The organism is Ensifer sp. R1-3 (assembly GCF_056739175.1).
Genome location: NZ_CP096516.1, coordinates 584,806 through 603,133, shown reverse-complemented (window position 1 = coordinate 603,133; position 18,328 = coordinate 584,806). Strand labels below are relative to the sequence as shown.

Here is an 18,328-nt window from a genome sequence, read left to right as displayed (position 1 = left end):
GTCACCTTTCATGAAGACAGGCGCACGCGCGGGTCGAGCACGGCATAGAACAAGTCGACGAGGGCATTCAGCGCGACGAAGGCGACGGCGATGACGGTCAGCGTCGCCATCACCACTGGCCGGTCGAGGAGCTGGATGGAGTCGATCAGAAGCTTGCCGACGCCCGGCCACGAGAAGATCGTTTCCACCACCACGGCAAAGGCGAGCATGCCGCCGAACTGCAGTCCGATGATCGTCACGATCGGCACGCTGATGTTCGGAAGGATGTGGCGGAACAGGATCCTTCGCGCGGAAAGCCCCTTGGCGCGGCAAAACCTTGTGTAATCCAGGTTCTCGACTTCGATTGTTCCCGATCGCGATAGACGGGCAATCAGAGCGATGTTCGGTATCGCCAACGCCAAGGCCGGAAGCACGAGGTGCCATAATCCATTTGCAGTCAGAAAACTCCATTCCTGACCCAGGAAGCTCGCAGTCAAGCCGCGGCCGCCGGACGGGAACCAGCCGGTCAGGATAGCGCCGACGAGGATCAGCATCATCGCCAGCCAGAAGGACGGGATGCTCAGCGCCGACACGCTCGCCTTGACCAGGGTTCTGTCGAACAGCGTGCCGCTGCGTCGGCCGGCAAGAAGGCCGAGCGCGGTTCCGAGCGGTGCGGCGATCAGCATCGCGATGGAGGCGAGCTCAAGCGTTGCCGGCAGTTTGCTCATCACCAACTCGAAGGCGGGCAGATGATAGATGTAGGAGGTGCCGAAGTTGCCGCTGACGACATTGCCGATGAATGCGAGGTATTGACGCCAGATCGGCTGATCAAGTCCGAGCGCGATCGTTGCGGCGTGAATGTCCTCGGGCGTAGCTGTTTCGATGTTGACGACGTTGAAGACCGGATTGCCGACGCTGTGGATGCCGATAAAGCCGATCAACGACATGGCGATGAGGAGCAGGAAGGCTTGGCCCAGCCTTCCCAATGCAACCGAGATCATGCCCATGACCGCTTACTCCATCGCCGGACGCGTCTGCATCGCGGTCGTCCAGCCGCGGGGGTGCAGGAGATAGGAGCCGATCCGCGAGCCGTAACCGACGATGTGATGGAAATGGTAGAGCGGTATGATCGGCTGGTCGGCCACCACGAGTTCCGTCGCCTGCGCGAGTGCGGCATTGCGCTCCGGCCCTACCGCAATGCTTTCCGCCCTTGCGAGCATCGCGTCGAAGGCCTCGTTGCGATACTTCCCGAAGTTCAGCGCACCGGTCCCGCGCTCTGGGTCCGGGGATGCCAGCAGAGAATGGAGAATGATGTCGACCGCCTCGCCGGAGGTGCCGCCGTACCAGACGCCGTAATCCCCTGCCGCGCGCTTGGTGTTGAAGACCGAGAAAGGCGCGGCCGCTGGTTGAGCATTGACGCCGATGCGGGCCCAGCTTTGGGCGACTGCCTGAAGGCTTTCGGCGTCACCGGGGTAACGGCCCGCCGGCCCGGCAAGAACAAGGTTGAAGCCGTCCGGGAAACCGGCCTTCGCGAGAAGCATCTTTGCTTCGTCATAGTTTGGAGCCTCAGGCAGCAGTTTCGCCGAGGTGCCCGGCAGACCATTCGGAAAGACCTGGGCGGCGGCCGTGCCATAACCTGCGAGAATCTTGTCGACGAGAATGCCCCGGTCAGTCGCCAGCGTAAGCGCTCGGCGCACGAGCGGGTTCTTGAACGGATTGGCGATCGGTTCGCCCGACTTGTCCGTCACTCCTGGAAGCGTGTCCCGCGCGACGTCGAACTGTACGAAGTTGACACGTGCAGCACCGACGCTCGCGACCCTGGCGCCGCGCTGCTTCAAGGAGGCAACGTCGCGGGCCGGGATCGCGTCGGCCACATCGACCTCTCCCGTGCTGAGCGCCGCCACGCGCGCTGCCGGGTTCTCGATCACCCGGAAGGTAACCTTGGACCAGGCAGGTTTGCCGCCCCAGTAGTCGTCGTTCCGGGCAAGTCTCAGGCTCTCGCCGGAACTCCAGCTCTCGAACCGGTAGGGTCCAGTGCCGTTGGGCGGGTGACCCGCGTTGAGGTCCTCGGTCGTCTCGAACCCCTCAGCGGGCCGGTTCATCACGAAGATGGAGGAGAAGAAGAGTGGCAGATTGGGGACCGCGCCGTCGGTTTCGATCAGCACTGTGAGAGGATCGGGTGCCGAGACCGACTTGATGCCGCTGACATAGGAGCGAAAGCCGCCGCTCGGCGGTTTGAGGAAGTCCCGGATGCGCTCGATCGTGTAGACGACATCATCGGCGTCAAAGGCCGAGCCGTTATGGAAGCGGACCTTGTCGCGGAGCTTGAACGCCCATTGCGTGTCGGACAGTGGCCGCCAGGAGGTGGCGAGGCCAGGCTTCAATTCGAGATTCTCGTCCTGGTAGACGAGCCGCTCGTAAATATGGGAGAGCAGTGAGGTATTCTCGTTGAGATTGGCATATTGCGGATCGAGCGTCATCAGCTTGTAGGACGTAGCGATCCGAAGCTCTCCGCGTTCTTGCGCCGGCGTCGCCGGAGCACTCCCGAGGAAGATGGAGATCAGAAGCGCGGAAAGCAGGCGTGGCCGAAATGGGCTTCCCAGTTTCATTTGAAGTTCCTTGTTTTAGTTTTTGGTAGAGTCGGAACGCCGCATTGGAAGCAGTTCCCAACGCGTGTTTCCACGGCGAAATGCATACAAAGGCGCGGTGCGCATAGCTTGTCAGGTCGGCGGCGGGCCGGGGATCACGTGTCCTGGTGAACCATTCCCATTCAATCGCCTTGAAGCTCGGATTGGCGTTCAGGCATAGACAGGCGGCTCGCAGCAGAGCCGGTGTCGATCTTCAGGAGGTCGGCGATGACGGAGCGGATTTGTGGCCAGGGTTCTTCTTCGCTTGTGGAAGATGGTTGCCACTTCGTGACGAGGGCGTGGAGCTTGGCCGTTACGCCTGCAACCGATCGCGCTGGTGTCCTCCATAGGGCTTCCGCGGCCTGCACCTCCGCGATGGATGCACGATCTTCAGCTTCGAGCGCCTTTTCGTAAGCTCGCAAACCCGCGGATTGCTCAAGCGGTGGGGGCAAAACAGCCGAAAAGAGCGATCTCTCGAGCCGCTGCTGTAGCAAACTTGATTCGCTTAGACGCTGCCGGGCGGCGCACCATTGGTGCCAAACTGCGAGCGCCGGGTCGGCATCGCATGCATCCCGGGACAGCTGTTTCGCCCGAGTAAGCTCTTGATATGTGGGTAAAGACGCCGCCACGAAGGAATGAAAGTCTGCCCGGGTGACGGTAGACAAAGTTCTGCTATTGTCGGAATCAGCCATGATCCGAGCTCCTGACAGCTTGGTTGTGGTCAGGCTGTGCCGGGTGCTCGTAACACCAGGTACAGCCGCTAACGTGCACTCATATACAGGGCAACCCTAACATGCGCAACCAAAATCACCATGGCATGGTGATATGAACGGAATTCAGTGTAAGTTAGCCCGCGTTGCGCTGGGTTGGGGGGTCCTTGAACTTGCGAAAGCAGCCAACGTCTCAACGCAGACGATCACCCGACTTGAGCGTGGAGATCAGCTCCGGTCGTCCACCTTGGAACGCGTCCAGCGCGTGCTGGAAGATGCCGGGATAGAGTTCATTCCTGAAAATGGCGGCGGCGTGGGTGTTCGGTTCAAGAAGTAGTAGCTGGCGGGGCCGTTTATGGCGGGCAGTGTTGAGAAACCCGCTTCTACACGTCTGATTTTTTCGAGTGTCGTGGAGGCCGACACAGGAAAACGACTTGGGGGACCTGCCAATTTTGCGATCAAGCAGGCGTGTGAGTCGTGTTGCGGAGTTGAGACGACATCCAGCGGCAACATTCGCTCATATCGAAAATTGGCCGAGTTTCGGTAAGCTCCAATTGTGGACTTTTTCAACAGTATCGGCCCGAACAGGTCACCGTCGGCGTCCCATCCGCCGAATACGTTTCTCCACCAACATAAGCGTCATGAATCGGGAGAAGTTCGGTGAGGCTGGCCGTTTGGGATAGAAGATTTCCTTCGCCTGGGTGGCCTACTCATAATCCTCGGGTTGAAGATAGAGGGCATAAGGCGTGGCGGTTAAACGCACATGCATTGGAGCAGGAGCGGCCAGACCTCCCGAAGCGGCGTCAGGACTGGTTCGATGGATAGCTTGATCTCGATCCAGCCCGCCTCGTCTTCATAGACGAGACAGGTCTTTCCACGAAGATGTCCCGACTTCGCGGTAGCTCTCCGCGCGGAGAGCGTTGCCGATCGGGCGTTCCGCACGGTCATTGGAAAACTACGACGTTCACCGGGGCGCTCAGGCTCTCCGGCATGACCGCGCCAATGGTCCTTGACGGGGCGATGAACGGAGTGGCTTTCAAGGCCTATGTCGAGCAGGTTCTCGTGCGACCCTCACGACCGGCGACATGGACAACCTGCCGGCCCACAAGGCAGATGGCATCAGACAGGCCATAGAAACCGCCAGCCGCACGCTGCTCTATCTCCCGCCCTACAGCCCCGACTTCAACCCGATTGAAAACGCCTCCTGCTCAAAGTTCAAGGCGCTTCTGCGGGCAAGGGCCGAACGCTCCGTCGGCGCCCTGTGGAACACCGTTGGCGACATCGTCGAGCTCTTCGAACCGCAAGAGTGTGCGACCTACTTCGCAGCAGCAGAATATGACCCGGATTAAAGTGGACGTGCTCTAGCCGAGCGGATGACACTTCTACCCGTGGAAAAACCGTCGGAGCCATTGTTGTTTTGAGCCCAAGAGACCCTGGAACAAAAGCGGCGAGAGATGAGTTGTTACGGCGCCGCGCATTTCTGCGGCACCAGGTCCCCCAACCTGTTCAGAGTGCCCGCCTCGTCCCCTCGTGCGGGCACTCACATTTTTTAATGTTCATTTGCTCTGAAGATAGTCCATCAGCTTTTTTCGGTTCGACCTCGCCCCACGGATAGCTTCAATGGCCCTCTTCCGCGACACTTCCCCCGCGCGCCTGAGGTATGCAACCTCGTGCTACTTTTCTGAAACGAGCCCGTGGTCGGATCGTCGCGATGCATTCCTCCATGATCAAACATGAAGGATAGGGACCGTCCTGGATGACGAAAAGGCCAGGAAGCACACGCGGGGTCAACTGTTGACCGACCGACGAGACAGATCACGGCCGACGGGCTCAATGTGCAAAAGCTGTTCTGAGACTGCCGGAAGGACAGCGCCGCTTACCTGCCGTCGGGGGGCGGAAATTTCGGAGCACCGGTGCTGCAGCGGCTATTATCCCGCCTCGATGGTTAACAGGCAAAAGAAGCGCTTCTTCATAATTGGATGGGGGTGGTGGCCAGACGACGATGATGAGAAGACGGCGGCATCCCTTTCCACAAGATGGCGAATGTCGTGAGACACAAACAGAGCTGCGGCCCCCGAAGTGCCATCACAATCAATTCGGTGAGCAGGGCTGCGCGAAGCCCGAGCGCAGAAAACGAGCGATCCGGCCGCGCGGTTCCATTCGGAATAGCCGCTCAGACCTATGCGCGCGCCGAACGGGCGAAGGTCCGAGTAGGCCTTCAGACTTTGCGCCGGCATCCCTTCGGTCCGAAGTCCCAGCCCGGAACACGTCATGCTGGTTTGGGTTGGTAGGCAGGTTGCAGCCACAACGACATTAACGTGAGGAAAGGAACTCCAATGCGGTATTTTATCAGGACGGCCCTCGCGGCAGGCCTTCTGGCGGGCACCACGCTCGGCGCGTTCGCGCAATCGAGCACAACGATTGGCACCGGCGGCACCAGCGCCGGCGGGGGGACCTCAAGCAGCACTGTCGGAACTGGCGGAAGCTCGGCTGGTGGCGGTTGCGATCCGAACACCAGCGATTGCCAGTCCGGCTCGGCATCGACACTGGGAACGGGCGGATCTTCGGCCGGCGGCGGTACGTCAAGCAGCTCCGTGGGAACGGGTGGATCAGCCGCCGGGTCGGGTAGCTCCGGCTCCGCTTCGACCCTTGGCACCGGCGGCTCTTCCGCAGGCGGTGGAAGCACCAGCAGCTCCGTTGGAACCGGGGGCTCAGCCTCTGGATCGGGTGGCGGAACATCGGATGAGACCACCGGCAGTGTCCAAGGCGATGAAAATAGCGCCCGCGACGCCGCCCAGGACGATGAGAGCAACAAGAATTGTCCTCCTGGCCTCGCCAAGAAGGACGGCTCGAAGGGCAACAGACCGTCCTGCTGACATCAAATCGGCTGGCTTCGGAGCACCTTTCCGAAGCCAGCGTTCGAAGAAGGAGGAGGCCCGATGACCTCCAGTTCATTTCTAGTCCCGGTTATCACGGCACTGTTCGCTGCTGCTATGGCTGCCCCTGACCATGCCGCGGCGAAAGAGATCAAGCTCGATGACGGCTCGACGTGCGTGGTCATCGAACAAGAACAGTCGGAAGGGAGCGGCGTTTCGTCGTCAGTCACTGTTGGGTCTGGCAGCGTATCCTCGTCCACGACGGTCGGCGGCGGCACCACGGCCAGCGGTGGGTCTGCCACGAGCAGTGCCGGATCCTCGGTGACGAGCGGGTCCTCCGGTGGAGAGAGCTTTGCGACCGCTAGCGTGACCCGCCCCGATGGCACGACCATCACGCGCCGTTCGGACGGGACCTGCGCAATCATCAAGCCGAAGAAATGAAAGGAGCTGTTATGCTTCGAAGAACGATACTTGCATTTTTCGTCGTCGCGTCCGCAACGGCTGCGTTCGTGCCAGCGGAGGCTCAAGAGTGCGATGCGGCGGGAACGGTCGGATCTGGCGGAAGCGCCGCGGCCGATGGCACCTCGGCCAGCACGATCGGAACGGCGGGCACATGCAGGACCGATGGCGGAACGACGTCGTCGATTGGCGTGGGCGGAAGCGCAGCAAGCTCGGAAGGAAAGGCAAAGAGCCAGACGAAAATACACGACAATCCCTCCAAATTGCAGGGACAATCAAAGGCTCAGGCCATGGACAAAGGAACATTCAGCAAGTCGCAGACCAAGACCAAGGTTACGGACGACGGACTGCAGAGCCGCACGAAGACCATGTCCCATGTTCCGGGCGAAAAGCCGACCAAGAGCAAGACGCAAACATTGATCCCCCTGCCGCAGCCCGAGTGATTGCAGCATTCTCCTGAATGCCTGCTGATTGAGACCTTAGTCTGGCTCAACGATGGCAAGGGTCCTAGGCAGGCCGCCGCGCGAACCTTTTGCCATATAGAGTTATCACCCCGAGCGGCCGCCGTCGTTAGCCCCTTGGGTGAGTGATGGGCTTAGGTTGTAAAAATCGTCCCCTTCTCCACGGCTCTGAGGCTCCACCGTCTTAGCCGCATCGGAGTACCGGCCTTGGGAAGATGGGCACCGGAGAGGATTTTGGTTAATGCGCGACAGAGACGATTTCGGGCTGCCGGAGCAAAAAGCATCCGACGGCCTACCCACAAGCGCGACGGGACGCCATGGAATGTGATCCCGGCCCGGATCACGGGTCTTTTGCTCTTAGACGCAAAAAGGCCCTTCTCTCTCGACGAAAGAAGAGGCCCAGCTTCTGAGCGTTCGAATTCACATACGCGCGAATTGAGAATTTCAAACGCCGCTGCAGAGACTGCACGGCCTCTGATTGTGGCTTTGGTTTAGCCCGAATAGGCGAGTAGAGACCGCTGCAGCACTGTGTTAACGCCGCGCGCAGCCGTCCCGATGGCGGACGGGGCGGTCAGAGGCCTGGCGCCTGCCTCCAGCGACGGGCCTCGCCCAGAGATCCTCTCACCCTGCCGGCTTGCCCATATTTTGCGATGAGGCGCTGCGCCGTCGCCTGCAGACGGGCATAGATTGGGTTCGCCATCCTCCTCCCTTCCCTTTCGAGAGCTCAGCCATATTTACGCCTTCATGCCGCAAGGCGCTTAATTGAAGGACCTGGGGGACATGTCCGCCGCAATCAGCATCCTCGTCACAATCCTATTCGTCATCGTTTTGCTCTACCTCGTGCAGAAGCTTCCGATCGACTCTACGATGAAGCAGATGGCTCAGATCGTCGTTCTGATCGTCGGCGCAGTTTCGTTGCTCAGCTCTCTGGGCGTGTTCTGATCGGCATAGCTACACCACCGGACGGCGGATTGCAGTCGAAGAATGCCTTGAGGGCTAGATACGTTCTGCCTGTCGCGGCGGCGATCGCTGGAGCGAGTTCGCACTTCTACGCCAAGCGAGACATCGCCGTGTCGACGGATGCCCAGGGGATTTGGCCGCTCGTTGAAAGAGAGAGGGGCGTATTCCTGCCCCGGGGTCTTCTCTACGCGCTCTTTATCATCGAGGCCGGCAATCCAGATCTGCGATCCCGTTCGGCAGCTCGACATAGAAATCGGTCTTGTCAAACCTCACCCGAACCGACGGGGAGCAGAGGGCCAGAACTTTGGGCAGCGTACCGGACCAGACAGACGTCTTTGCGTGGTTGAACCGAAATCTGACTATGACATGCCGCGAACCCGCAGCATTTGTCGCTCGCTGGAGCACGGCCCGACAAAGAACGAACGTCTTTCCGGGACCGAGACCCGCCGCGGAGCATGATGTTGCGCGCTGGACTGGCGAGAATGCGATTAGCCTCTCGCTGTTTCTCCGTTAATCGAGCTACCTGCATGCGCCACGTTCGACGTCCTCTGGCAAGACATTGAGGCTCATGCTCCCAGAGTGCTCGACAAATGAACAACCGAGGTTCTTGGCGAGGTTCTCCAAGGCGCTATTCTTGTCCCAGACCTTAAACTTGTGGACGTGCACGACCTCACCGCCGCCGATGTTGCAGGTCACCGCTTCGACCGAAGCGACCGGCGGCGGCTGTGTCGTCATCCCACTTTTCAGGTCGAAGCATCGTGCCGTTCGCATCGAGCACGCGGCGAAGATCGGAGAAGCCGACACGGGAGAGCTCTTTCAAAACACGATCGACAGTCGCTTCCGCCTTGCCCTTACCTTGGATTTCGGCCACGCGATCTTTGATGCTGTCATTTGCTGTCAGGCGGGAAGCGTTGCCCCTGTCCGGCTTATACCCTTACCCCTCCGACGCATACGCCTCATCACCCTTCTGCTATACTTCCGCGAGCCGACGAATTGTCGAGAGGACACAAACCATGTGGCTCGAACTACACGACAACAACGGACCAATTTTCGTCAACATGAACTCTGTGACGCACTTCCAGCGGGTTGAAGGTCAACGACGCACCACTCTCGTCACCTTCGCTCCCAAAAACGCAGATTGCGTGACGCTTCAGGTTAAGGAATCCCCTGACGAGATAATGGAAATGCTCTGGGAAGAAGACTGACGCAGATAGCCATCGTCTCGAATTTGGTTGCAGGCACGGGAATCGAACCCGTTCTTCGAGGTTATAGGCCTCTGCTTACCAGTTGTCCCTGATTGCGTCAGAGTTGATTGCTTCGGATCAGTCCATTTTGACGAATATTATTTAAATTAACCGACCTTCTTCTCCTCTGATTTGCCCGGTACCGCCGGGCGCGGGTCTGGTCGCGGCGATAGGATGCGAGCCTCTTAGTCTTTGCCTCGAATTCATCACATTCGGAATTGCTAATGATGGATGGACAGAGCCGGCGTTGCCTTCCTCGTACTCATCTGCGTTCTCATCGCTCTCGTGGTGAGCATCCTGGGGTTCGTCCCAGAAAATGAGGTGCCAACCGATGTACCGGAAGTAGTTCCTCAGACACCCCTAAGATGAAACGGGGCGGTCGCTCTGTATGTTGGCAGCAGGCCTGGGAATCGAACCCGGACTTTCTTGGTTATGAGCGGTAGCTTACCATTTGTCCGTGAACACGATGTGCGGTTATCTACCACAAGATTTCTGGAGCGAGTACTGCCCTGATGTCACGTTTCTAAAACAACTTTTCGCATTCGGTTTAGCTGCTGTCATCCTCCAACTACCACAACATGCCGCATTGGCGGCTGATCCCTGCAAAGGCGTTGATACGAAGCTCAGCGCCACACGCAAAGCCGACTACTCGAGGCTTGTTGCCAAAGGCCTTGATCAGAAGGCCAACCGTCCAAGATCAGCATCATCAGTTTTATGCAGGCCGGCACATGGACGATTGTATATGCCGATGTCCCGGTTGCTGACCCAGGCTATTTTTTCTTCGACTCTTCGTCAGGAAAGCCCGTGCTGAAGGAAGTGTGGGGCGGCATCGCTGAGAAGAGTGACGAACCCGAGATCGGAAAATGGGCAAGGGACTTAGGAGCAAACAAGATGATCGCATCATGCTTCGCTGACACGGTTTCAGGTTGAATACCCCTTTTCAGGCTAACCGCCCGATTGGCACCGCCTGCCGGATAGCGCCTTGATGGCCGTCATTGACGACGTCGTTACCGACGTGTTTTAGGCAAGGTATGGGATGCGAGACGAAATTCTTGGTCAGGAACGGCGGCGGCGTTGGGGTGACGCGAACGCCGCAGCATCGCGGCAATCCCACCGCCAAGATTATGACCGGCTCTGTCTCCCAGTCAAACTCTGCTAGAGCAGTCCGAAGCTCGTCCAGCGGTTTATCGAATTTAATCAGTACAGAAGGGTCGCTCAACCGCTGAACGAAGTAGTGTCAGCTGTCCGAGGAGCTCTGCCGTGTTCCAAACCTGCTAGGCTTGGCCCGCGCCGAGAAAATCGGCCATCTCGACATTATAGAAGGTCTTGGTCCGTGGGCCGGCGAGGATCGGGTCGATCCGGCGCACGCATTCCTGGTAGTGTTCGGTCTTGCGGTGCGCGTCAAGCGCCTCAGGCGACTTGAAGACTTCATAGATGACGAAGCTGTGGTCGTCGTCCGGATTGCGCAGGACATCGAAGCGCAGATTACCGGGCTCCTGGCGCGTGCCTTCGTAGTTTATGCGGAACGCCTCCAGAAAATCTGCGGCGTGGCCTTGCTTGACGTTGATGCTAACCATCTGGATGAGCATGTCTTAATTCCTGCTATGTTGATTGACGGATCTATAAAACTCAGAGACCTGGCGCCTTCCACATGGCCGTGGTGACGCCCTCGTCCACGAGCTGTCGCTGCAGCGCGTAGGCGCGTGCCCAGCGCTCGCCCGCCGCGTCGTAGATAACCTTGTGGTCGAAATTCGGCTCGAAACGCTTGTCCCAGCGCACCCAGCTCGCCGCCGCCTCGACGAAGTTGTAGCGTAGGCCAATCCCGATTGCCGCCGCTGCGGCGCAGCCGAGCGCCGTCGCCTCCTTGACCACGGGCGTGACGACGGGAAGGCCGGTGGCATCCGCAAGGATCTGCGACCAGTGGGCTGATTTCGACGCGCCGGCAGCAAAGACGATCTTGTCCGGCGTTTTGCCGGAAAGCTTGAAGATAGCCGAAAGGTTGCGGGCCGCGATAATCGCCGCGTTCTCCTGAAGGGCGCGAAAGATCGCGGCCCTGCCCGATTTTTCCGGGTCGATAGAAAGGTTCAGAAGCGAAGGCGCGGCGTGATACCAGTTGCCGTAGTGCATGACGTCGGAGAAGACCGGAATGATGCCGTAAGCGCCCACCGGCACCCCGGCTGCTTTCTCCTCGAGGAGCCTGTAGGCATCGCCGCCGGGCCCGGCCGCCGCGACCTCTTCCGCGCCGAAACTGTCGCGGAACCAACGCATTACCATGCCGACGAAGAAGCTGATCGCCTCGGCCTGGTTGAGGCCGTTGACGACATGCGGATTGATGCGCAGGTCCATAGACGGATCGGACACGCACGGGCCGACATTCACCACCTGCTGCCAGAAGGTCCCCCCGAGCACGGCGCAGTCACCTTCATTCACGACACCGACTGCCGCTGCCCCGCTCTGGCAGTCGCCGCCACCCATGACCACGGGCGTGCCCACGGCAATGCCGGTCTCGCTAGCCGCCTTCTCGGTGACGCGGCCGATCACCGTGCCCGGCTCGACGCTTTCCGGGAAGATATCGTCGCGCATGCCGGCCTTGCTCAGCGCCTCAGGCATCCAATCACGTTTCGTCAGGCTGTAGAGACCGGTCGTCCCGGCGTTGGAAGGATCGCTCGCGATAACGCCGGAGAGACGCGCCAGAACCCAGTCGGACAGCATGCTGATCTTGTGGATCCGGGCATAGACGTCCGGTAGGTTGCGCTTCAGCCAGAGCAGGCGCGGCAGGGCACCGAGCGCAAAGGTCTGCCCGCTCTCAGTATAAAGCGTCCGCTCCAGATCGGCAAAATCGCGCTTCAAGTCGCGCACCTCGCTCACGGCGCGACTGTCGACGTTGGCGCAGGCCCAGATTTCCCGACCGCTGCGGTCATAGGCGACGATCGCCTCACGCATGCTGGTGGCACTGACTGCACGGATCTCGGCGGGTGCAATGCGGGCTTCGGCGATCGCCTGGCGAATGGCGCGGGACAGCAGCGACCAGTTGCCCTCCACATCGAAGTCCATCGAGCCCGGAAAGCGCGGATCGGCCCGGTGCCACCATTCGTGCTGGGCGCTGGCGATCTGGTTGCCGTTTTCGTCGAAGATCACCGCGCGGCCGCTGCCCGTGCCGGCATCGACGGCCAGCATATAGGAAGTCTTCATGGTCTCAGTCCTCGAGCTCGATGAGGCGGCTCGCGGTCGTCTCGTCGGTTATGAGGATGCCGACGACCTTTCCGCAAAGCGCTGCATGGATGGCCTGTACCTTATGGATGCCACCCGCCGCCGCCACGACTTTTTCCGCGCGCGACAGCGCCGCGAGCTTCACGCCGATCACTCGATCGTGCAGCGGCAACTCGAGTGGCTCTCCGCATTCGTTGTAGAACTGGCAGAGGATGTCGCCGACGGCGCCCTTGCGGCGCAACGGCTCCACCTCATCTGGGCTGACATAGCCGGAACGCACGACAGTGGAGGTGGCCGAAAGTTCACCGATGCCAACGAGCTGGTAACTCGCGTTGAGCGCCATTTCGAGCAAGTTGGCGACGGCGGGTTCGGAAGAGAGGTTGCGTGCGACATCCGGGTCGCGCACGACGAGCGGCGCCGGTACGAGATGAACGCTGCTGCCCCAATTGGCGGTTCGCATGCCGTCGACATAGGTGCCGACGCCGCCGGTCAGGCTGACTAGGCCAATATTGCGCTCGTTGGCGACATGGCCAAGCCGCTGGATCGTGTTGCTCACAGTCGCGCCCCAACCGACCGCGAGAAGGTCGTCCGGCTGAAGCCGTTGCATGAGAAATTGCGCGGCCGCCTGACCCAGCCGATCACTCGGATCCTGATCGGGAAGCTGCGGCACCACGTAGGCTTCCAACAGCCCGTAGCGCTCCTTGATCTGCCGCTCGAGCGCCAGGCAGCCCTGATATCTCGAGTTGATACGCACCTGAATAATGCCGGAGCGTCGGCCGCTCTCCAAAAGACGCGACACCTTGATGCGCGACATGTTGAGTTTCTCGCCGATCTCGTTCTGCGTCAGACCGTCGTTGTAGTAATACCAAGCGATACGGGTGAGGATCTCCTCGTCCGTGTCGGCATAACTCCATTCCCCGTTGTCCGACCCCATGCAAGCGGCTCCCTCGGTCGATTTCTGATCATTTGAATACCAATAAAACTTTTGATCCGTCAACGCGTCAGGCCTGCGAAATATTCTTCCCAGCTCCAATCTGTTGATTTTGCGCAGCTAATCCGAGTTACGAGCGACGCACTGGCTTCCTGTAGTCGTTCATCACGTGGCGGGCATATTGACGACAATTGAGCTATGTGATCACATGACTTCCATGAATTACATATGAACAGGTGCGGAATGGCTGGGAGCCCGGTGGCCGGGAGGGTCGCGAAGCTGACGGACGTCTGGAAGTCCTACGGTGCCGTTCCGGTGCTGAAAGGTGTTTCCCTAGTTTTACACGCGGGAGAGGTGCATGCGCTTCTCGGCGGCAACGGCGCTGGCAAGTCGAGCCTCATGAAAATCATGTCGGGCGTCATTGCGTCTAATGCCGGCGCCATCGAGATCAACGGCCGCGCCCTCACCCATGCATCGCCGGCGCTCGCGCAGAAACTCGGGCTTTACCTGGTGCCGCAAGAGGTGCATATCCTGCCCAACCAGAGCGTCCTGGAAAACATCTGCCTCGGCCTTGCAGCCTCTCCCCGCGCGCTAAGGCCGCGTGTCGAGCAACTCGTCGCCGAGCTCTCCGTCTCGCTCGACCTCGACGTGCAGGCCGCCGCCCTTGAAGTCGCCGAGCGGCAGATTGTCGAAATCCTGCGCGGCCTCGTGCGTGACGCGCGCGTGCTGATACTCGACGAACCGACTTCGGCGCTAACCCCCTTCGAGACCAGCGCCCTCTTTCAGCGCGTGCGCAAACTCCAGAGCCAGGGTGTCGGCATCTTCTTCATCTCGCACAAGCTGCGCGAGATTCGCGAGATCTGCGGCACAATCAGCGTACTGCGCGACGGTGTGATCGTGCTTAGCGGGCCGCTCGACAGCTACAGCGACGCCGAGATTATCGACGCGATGAGCCGGGTGCAGATCGCGGATGATGCCGACAAGAATCGTGTGGGCCGCAAGGTTTCGCAGATCGGCAAGCCGCGTCTCAGCGTGCACGACCTCAGCGGCGAAGGGTTCCGCGATATCAGCCTCGACGTGCGGGCCGGCGAAATCCTCGGCCTTGCCGGGGTCGTGGGCGCCGGACGCACGGAGTTCGCCGAAACGCTCTTCGGCCTTCGGCCGCAGATGGCGGGCAGCGTCGTCTTTGATGGCGCGGAACTGAAAAAGCGCTCACCGCGCATATGCATCGACCTCGGCCTCGTCTACCTGCCTGAAGACCGCCAGCAGCACGGCCTTTTCCTTGAGGCACCGCTCTCCTGGAACGTTTCGTCCTACCTGGTGCACCGCCTGCCCTTCTTTCTGCGGCCCGGCGCCGAGCGTAAGGTCTTCGATGGGTTCCGCGCGAGCATGGGCATCAAGTGCACCGGCGCCGACCAGGAGGCGCGCGGTCTTTCGGGTGGCAACCAGCAGAAGGTGCTGCTCGCCAAATGCCTTTCAGCTCGGCCCAAGGTGCTCATCCTCGACGAGCCCACGCGCGGCGTGGACGTGGCGGCCCGCAACGACATCTACGACCTCATCCGCCGGCTTGCCGCGGACGGCGTCGCCATCATCCTCATTTCATCCGACTTCGACGAGATCGAACAGCTTGCCGACCGGGTCGAGATCATGGCCTTCGGCCAGTCTGGCGGCAAACTCACGGACCAGATCTCAGTTGACGCCATCGCCCGCCTCGCCTTCGGCGCCTCGGAGGGCCGCCATGCTTGATCTCTTTTCCCGCAATCGCGTCGCAACGCTCATCCTAGTGCTTGCCGTCGCCTACGCCGCGATCGGCACGGCCGCGCCCGGCTATCTGTCCGGCGCCACCGCCTCGGTGGTAGTCTCCAACAGCCTCGTCCTGATGCTGATCTCGCTCGGGACGATGATGGTCATCCTGACGCGCAATATCGATGTGTCGAGCGGTTCGGTGCTTGGCCTCAGCGCCGCGGTGCTCGGCCTTTCGCTCACAGCCGGCGTAAGCCTGCCGCTCGCCATCGCCTTCTGCCTTGCAACCGGTGCTGTCGCCGGGGCCTTCAACGGCCTGATGGTTGCCTATCTCGGCATTCCATCCATCGTCGCCACCCTTGGAACGCTTGGTCTATATCGCGGCATCATGCTCGTCCTCACGGGTGGGCGCTGGATCGAGGACCTGCCGCAGGGACTGAAGGCGCTCGCCGCCAATCTCGGCTTCGGTTTCTCCATCCTCACGATTGTCGTGCTGGCACTTGTTGCGCTCGCCTGGATCGTACTGCGCAGGACGCGTTTCGGCCGCAATTTCTACGCCGTCGGCGATAACCGCGCGGCCGCCCACCATCTCGGTGTACCGGTTAAGCTGGTGCAGTTTTCCGCGTTCGTCGCAACGGGCGTCTGCGCCGCCCTCGCCGGCCTCGTCTTCGCCGCACAGATCGGCTTCATCCCAAATCAGGCCGGCAACGGCATCGAACTGAAGGCCATCGCCGTCAATGTGCTAGGAGGCGTGAGCCTTCTCGGAGGCACCGGTTCCGTCGCAGGCGTCTTCACCGCCGTCATCTTTATCACCTCGATCGACAGCGCCCTCGTCTTCTTGAAGATCCCGGCCTATTGGAACGACTTCATTGCAGGCGCGATCCTGCTCTCGGTGCTGCTGCTCGACGGCCGCATCCGCCAGATTATCGACCGGCGCATCCGTGCCCGCCGCTACGGGGTCCACGAGCGCGGCCGAACACAATCCCGTGACACGACGACGGCGCGCAATGTGGAGGCAAGCCGATGAAAAAGCTGATCTTCCGCTGGGAGACCGCCCTCTTTGCCATGCTCGTCGCAGAACTTCTCATCTTCGGTCTCGTCAATCAGCGCTTCCTCAATCTTACGAACCTGATCTACGGCACCTCAGACTTCGTTCAGATCGGAATCGTCGCCCTACCGCTGACGCTTGTCATAATTGCCGGCGGCATTGACGTGTCTTTCGCCTCAGTAATCGGACTTGCTGCAATCATGTTTGGCGTCGCGACATTCTACGGCGTGCCGCTTCCGCTTTCCATCTTGGTCGCTCTGGTCACCGGCGCGCTCTGCGGGCTCCTTAACGCCACGGTCATCCACCTGGCGAAGATACAGCCGCTCGTCGTCACGCTCGGCAGCCTCTATCTCTTCCAGGGTACGGCGACCGTCGCCTCCGGTCTCGTCGGCGCGGGCGGCTACGAGGGCATCGGTAACTTTCCGGAGGCCTTCAACGCCTTCGGCTATGCCGAATTCCTTGGGCTACCGGCACCTCTGGCGCTCTTCCTCGCACTCTCGCTCGTGCTCATCGTCCTTCTGCATTTCACTCGCTTCGGTCGCACCGTGTTCCTTTCCGGCCAGTCTGAAAGGGCTGCCCGTTTCGCCGGTATCCCGGTGGGCCGCGTCCAGACGTTCACCTATGTCATTACCGGCGTTTCGGCGGCCATCGCAGGCCTCGTGATGTCGGCCTATTTCGGCTCCGCGCGCGTCGACCTCGGTTCGGCGACGCTGCTGCCAGCCGTCACCGCGGCCGTACTCGGCGGCGCCTCCATCTATGGCGGTCAGGGCTCCATCCTCGGCACCCTGCTTGCCACCTTCGTCATCGGTTACCTGCAGCAGGGTTTGCAGGCGGCCGGCGTCCCCAGCCAGATTTCCAGCGCACTTTCGGGAGGGTTGCTGGTCGTCGCGGTCGCATTGCGCCACGCGAGCGCGATGCTGGCCGATTTCATCGCAGTCGCCCGGCAACAGAAACAGAACCGGGCGGCCGTCATTTCAGGAGGAGAATGAGAATGATCAAGACCATCATGAAATCGAGCGCCCTCGCCGCGGCGCTTTTGGCCGGCACCATGCTCGCCTCGGGCGCTGCGCATGCGGAAAACCAGATCGCCTTCATCCCCAAGCTGGTGGGTGTCGGCTTCTTCACCTCCGGCGGCGCCGGCGCGGTGAAGGCGGGCGAGGAAGTCGGCGCGAAGGTCACCTATGACGGCCCGACGGAGCCGAGCGTTTCCGGGCAGGTCCAGTTCATCAACAATTTCGTCAACCAGGGCTACAACGCACTTATCGTCTCCTCCGTCTCTCCGGACGGCCTGTGCCCGGCGCTAAAGCGCGCGATGGAACGCGGCGTGCTCGTCATGACCTGGGACAGCGACGTCAACCCGGATTGCCGCAGCTACTATATCAACCAGGGCACGCCTGAGCAGCTTGGCAGCCTTCTGGTCGACATGGCGGCGGAGGGTGTGAAGAAGGAAAAGGCCAAGGTTGCCTTCTTCTACTCGAGCCCGACCGTGACCGACCAGAACGCCTGGGCGGAAGCTGCCAAGGCGAAGATCGCTAAGGAGCATCCGGGCTGGGAAATCGTTACCACCCAGTACGGCTACAACGACGCTCAGAAGTCGCTGCAGACGGCCGAAAGCATACTGCAGACCTATCCTGACCTCGACGCGATCATCGCGCCCGACGCCAACGCCCTGCCGGCAGCAGCGCAGGCGGCGGAAAACCTGAAGCGCGCCGAGGGCGTCACTATCGTCGGCTTCTCCACGCCAAACGTCATGCGGCCCTATATCGAGCGCGGCACCATACAGCGCTTCGGCCTTTGGGACGTCACGCAGCAAGGCAAGATCTCGGTCTTCGTTGCCGATCACGTCCTGAAGAACGGCCCAATGAAGGTCGGTGAGAAGCTGGAGATCCCCGGCGTCGGTACCGTCGAAGTCTCAGCCAACAAAGTACAGGGCTACGACTACGAAGCCGATGGCAACGGCATCATCTTGCTGCCGGAGCGCACCGTTTTCACCAAGGAAAACATTGGCAACTTCGACTTCTGAGCACGCATAAGCGGCGGGCGGCTTCGGCTGCCCGCCGATCATCATTCAACGACAGGA

Annotated in this window: 19 protein-coding genes and 3 pseudogenes; 13 read left to right on the top strand and 9 right to left on the bottom strand. The window is 60.6% G+C overall.

The features are described 5' to 3' along the window. Positions 1–8 precede the first annotated feature (8 nt). The 3 genes from M1D43_RS20235 to M1D43_RS20225 form a co-directional block, all read right to left on the bottom strand. On the bottom strand, positions 9–986 hold the full coding sequence (locus M1D43_RS20235; protein WP_498814456.1) for an ABC transporter permease: 978 nt from the start codon (positions 984–986) through the stop codon (positions 9–11). A 6-nt stretch (positions 987–992) separates the two neighbouring features. Next, positions 993–2,588, bottom strand: coding sequence for an ABC transporter substrate-binding protein (locus M1D43_RS20230; protein ID WP_498814454.1), 1,596 nt, complete (start codon positions 2,586–2,588; stop codon positions 993–995). Positions 2,589–2,749: 161 nt separating this feature from the next. After that, positions 2,750–3,298 (bottom strand): hypothetical protein, encoded by a 549-nt coding sequence (locus M1D43_RS20225; RefSeq protein ID WP_498814452.1) that lies wholly within the window; start codon positions 3,296–3,298, stop codon positions 2,750–2,752. Between the two features lie 133 nt (positions 3,299–3,431). Between M1D43_RS20225 and M1D43_RS20220 the strand changes: the two genes are divergently transcribed. From M1D43_RS20220 to M1D43_RS20195, 6 genes and pseudogenes are all read left to right on the top strand, one after another. After that, positions 3,432–3,653: a helix-turn-helix domain-containing protein gene (locus M1D43_RS20220; RefSeq protein WP_017263575.1), complete on the top strand. Its 222-nt coding sequence runs from the start codon at positions 3,432–3,434 to the stop codon at positions 3,651–3,653. A gap of 419 nt (positions 3,654–4,072) precedes the next feature. Continuing rightward, a pseudogene (locus tag M1D43_RS20215) lies at positions 4,073–4,665 on the top strand (IS630 family transposase); the annotation flags it as partial. Positions 4,666–5,652: 987 nt separating this feature from the next. Then, positions 5,653–6,192 (top strand): hypothetical protein, encoded by a 540-nt coding sequence (locus M1D43_RS20210; RefSeq protein WP_164822173.1) that lies wholly within the window; start codon positions 5,653–5,655, stop codon positions 6,190–6,192. A 63-nt stretch (positions 6,193–6,255) separates the two neighbouring features. Beyond that, a complete protein-coding gene (locus M1D43_RS20205; RefSeq protein WP_017272201.1) occupies positions 6,256–6,633 on the top strand; it encodes a hypothetical protein in 378 nt (125 codons plus the stop codon). An 11-nt stretch (positions 6,634–6,644) separates the two neighbouring features. Continuing rightward, positions 6,645–7,094: a hypothetical protein gene (locus M1D43_RS20200; RefSeq protein WP_015008393.1), complete on the top strand. Its 450-nt coding sequence runs from the start codon at positions 6,645–6,647 to the stop codon at positions 7,092–7,094. 798 nt (positions 7,095–7,892) lie between these two features. Further along, positions 7,893–8,054: a Thivi_2564 family membrane protein gene (locus M1D43_RS20195; protein ID WP_010975481.1), complete on the top strand. Its 162-nt coding sequence runs from the start codon at positions 7,893–7,895 to the stop codon at positions 8,052–8,054. Positions 8,055–8,073: 19 nt separating this feature from the next. On the opposite strand, the pseudogene M1D43_RS20190 reads toward M1D43_RS20195, so the two are convergent. The 3 genes and pseudogenes from M1D43_RS20190 to M1D43_RS20180 all read right to left on the bottom strand — a co-directional run. Continuing rightward, a pseudogene (locus tag M1D43_RS20190) lies at positions 8,074–8,601 on the bottom strand (terminase large subunit domain-containing protein); the annotation flags it as partial. After that, positions 8,592–8,807 carry a hypothetical protein gene (locus M1D43_RS20185; RefSeq protein ID WP_234851073.1) on the bottom strand — a complete coding sequence of 72 codons (216 nt, stop codon included), beginning with the start codon at positions 8,805–8,807 and terminating at the stop codon, positions 8,592–8,594. The pseudogene M1D43_RS20190 and the gene M1D43_RS20185, both read right to left, overlap by 10 nt. Then, complete coding sequence (locus tag M1D43_RS20180; protein ID WP_411756420.1) at positions 8,743–8,943, bottom strand: hypothetical protein; 201 nt, start codon at positions 8,941–8,943, stop codon at positions 8,743–8,745. Before M1D43_RS20180 ends, M1D43_RS20185 begins: the two co-directional genes overlap by 65 nt. A 142-nt stretch (positions 8,944–9,085) precedes the next feature. Here M1D43_RS20180 and M1D43_RS20175 point away from each other — a divergent pair, with 142 nt between their 5' ends. The 3 genes and pseudogenes from M1D43_RS20175 (at position 9,086) to M1D43_RS20165 (ending at position 10,246) form a co-directional block, all read left to right on the top strand. After that, positions 9,086–9,277: a hypothetical protein gene (locus tag M1D43_RS20175; RefSeq protein ID WP_013850850.1), complete on the top strand. Its 192-nt coding sequence runs from the start codon at positions 9,086–9,088 to the stop codon at positions 9,275–9,277. 270 nt (positions 9,278–9,547) lie between these two features. Then, entirely contained in the window at positions 9,548–9,685 is a 138-nt protein-coding gene (locus M1D43_RS20170) for an exopeptide (protein ID WP_080590319.1), read from the top strand. 97 nt (positions 9,686–9,782) lie between these two features. Further along, positions 9,783–10,246: pseudogene (locus tag M1D43_RS20165) on the top strand (hypothetical protein). 344 nt (positions 10,247–10,590) lie between these two features. Here the strand turns inward: M1D43_RS20165 and M1D43_RS20160 are convergent. Genes M1D43_RS20160 through M1D43_RS20150 form a run of 3 tightly spaced genes read right to left on the bottom strand, consistent with a single transcriptional unit; the run spans position 10,591 to position 13,460 of the window. Then, complete coding sequence (locus M1D43_RS20160; protein WP_003533119.1) at positions 10,591–10,905, bottom strand: antibiotic biosynthesis monooxygenase; 315 nt, start codon at positions 10,903–10,905, stop codon at positions 10,591–10,593. 40 nt (positions 10,906–10,945) lie between these two features. Further along, the gene (lsrK, locus tag M1D43_RS20155; RefSeq protein WP_164843625.1) at positions 10,946–12,508 is read right to left on the bottom strand and encodes an autoinducer-2 kinase; all 1,563 of its coding nucleotides are present in this window, start codon (positions 12,506–12,508) and stop codon (positions 10,946–10,948) included. Between the two features lie 4 nt (positions 12,509–12,512). Beyond that, the gene (locus M1D43_RS20150; protein WP_498814448.1) at positions 12,513–13,460 is read right to left on the bottom strand and encodes a sugar-binding transcriptional regulator; all 948 of its coding nucleotides are present in this window, start codon (positions 13,458–13,460) and stop codon (positions 12,513–12,515) included. Between the two features lie 240 nt (positions 13,461–13,700). Here M1D43_RS20150 and lsrA point away from each other — a divergent pair, with 240 nt between their 5' ends. Genes lsrA through lsrB form a run of 4 tightly spaced genes read left to right on the top strand, consistent with a single transcriptional unit; the run spans position 13,701 to position 18,271 of the window. Further along, a complete protein-coding gene (gene lsrA, locus M1D43_RS20145; RefSeq protein ID WP_017272198.1) occupies positions 13,701–15,203 on the top strand; it encodes an autoinducer 2 ABC transporter ATP-binding protein LsrA in 1,503 nt (500 codons plus the stop codon). Next, complete coding sequence (locus tag M1D43_RS20140) at positions 15,196–16,227, top strand: ABC transporter permease subunit (protein WP_088195428.1); 1,032 nt, start codon at positions 15,196–15,198, stop codon at positions 16,225–16,227. Before lsrA ends, M1D43_RS20140 begins: the two co-directional genes overlap by 8 nt. Beyond that, positions 16,224–17,237 (top strand): ABC transporter permease subunit, encoded by a 1,014-nt coding sequence (locus M1D43_RS20135; protein ID WP_015008398.1) that lies wholly within the window; start codon positions 16,224–16,226, stop codon positions 17,235–17,237. The genes M1D43_RS20140 and M1D43_RS20135 overlap by 4 nt, the downstream gene beginning before the upstream one ends. Before the next feature lie 2 nt (positions 17,238–17,239). Continuing rightward, positions 17,240–18,271 (top strand): autoinducer 2 ABC transporter substrate-binding protein LsrB, encoded by a 1,032-nt coding sequence (gene lsrB / locus M1D43_RS20130; RefSeq protein WP_127635141.1) that lies wholly within the window; start codon positions 17,240–17,242, stop codon positions 18,269–18,271. Positions 18,272–18,328: the final 57 nt, after the last annotated feature.

What these genes read in the sequence shown, in the direction of transcription:
- M1D43_RS20235 (WP_498814456.1), bottom strand. Translation starts at nt 986, where the DNA reads ATGGGCATGATCTCGGTTGCATTGGGAAGGCTGGGCCAAGCCTTCCTG.
- M1D43_RS20230 (WP_498814454.1), bottom strand. Translation starts at nt 2,588, where the DNA reads ATGAAACTGGGAAGCCCATTTCGGCCACGCCTGCTTTCCGCGCTTCTG.
- M1D43_RS20225 (WP_498814452.1), bottom strand. Translation starts at nt 3,298, where the DNA reads ATGGCTGATTCCGACAATAGCAGAACTTTGTCTACCGTCACCCGGGCA.
- M1D43_RS20220 (WP_017263575.1), top strand. Translation starts at nt 3,432, where the DNA reads ATGAACGGAATTCAGTGTAAGTTAGCCCGCGTTGCGCTGGGTTGGGGG.
- M1D43_RS20210 (WP_164822173.1), top strand. Translation starts at nt 5,653, where the DNA reads ATGCGGTATTTTATCAGGACGGCCCTCGCGGCAGGCCTTCTGGCGGGC.
- M1D43_RS20205 (WP_017272201.1), top strand. Translation starts at nt 6,256, where the DNA reads ATGACCTCCAGTTCATTTCTAGTCCCGGTTATCACGGCACTGTTCGCT.
- M1D43_RS20200 (WP_015008393.1), top strand. Translation starts at nt 6,645, where the DNA reads ATGCTTCGAAGAACGATACTTGCATTTTTCGTCGTCGCGTCCGCAACG.
- M1D43_RS20195 (WP_010975481.1), top strand. Translation starts at nt 7,893, where the DNA reads ATGTCCGCCGCAATCAGCATCCTCGTCACAATCCTATTCGTCATCGTT.
- M1D43_RS20185 (WP_234851073.1), bottom strand. Translation starts at nt 8,807, where the DNA reads ATGACGACACAGCCGCCGCCGGTCGCTTCGGTCGAAGCGGTGACCTGC.
- M1D43_RS20175 (WP_013850850.1), top strand. Translation starts at nt 9,086, where the DNA reads ATGTGGCTCGAACTACACGACAACAACGGACCAATTTTCGTCAACATG.
- M1D43_RS20170 (WP_080590319.1), top strand. Translation starts at nt 9,548, where the DNA reads ATGGACAGAGCCGGCGTTGCCTTCCTCGTACTCATCTGCGTTCTCATC.
- M1D43_RS20160 (WP_003533119.1), bottom strand. Translation starts at nt 10,905, where the DNA reads ATGCTCATCCAGATGGTTAGCATCAACGTCAAGCAAGGCCACGCCGCA.
- lsrK (WP_164843625.1), bottom strand. Translation starts at nt 12,508, where the DNA reads ATGAAGACTTCCTATATGCTGGCCGTCGATGCCGGCACGGGCAGCGGC.
- M1D43_RS20150 (WP_498814448.1), bottom strand. Translation starts at nt 13,460, where the DNA reads ATGGGGTCGGACAACGGGGAATGGAGTTATGCCGACACGGACGAGGAG.
- lsrA (WP_017272198.1), top strand. Translation starts at nt 13,701, where the DNA reads ATGGCTGGGAGCCCGGTGGCCGGGAGGGTCGCGAAGCTGACGGACGTC.
- M1D43_RS20140 (WP_088195428.1), top strand. Translation starts at nt 15,196, where the DNA reads ATGCTTGATCTCTTTTCCCGCAATCGCGTCGCAACGCTCATCCTAGTG.
- M1D43_RS20135 (WP_015008398.1), top strand. Translation starts at nt 16,224, where the DNA reads ATGAAAAAGCTGATCTTCCGCTGGGAGACCGCCCTCTTTGCCATGCTC.
- lsrB (WP_127635141.1), top strand. Translation starts at nt 17,240, where the DNA reads ATGATCAAGACCATCATGAAATCGAGCGCCCTCGCCGCGGCGCTTTTG.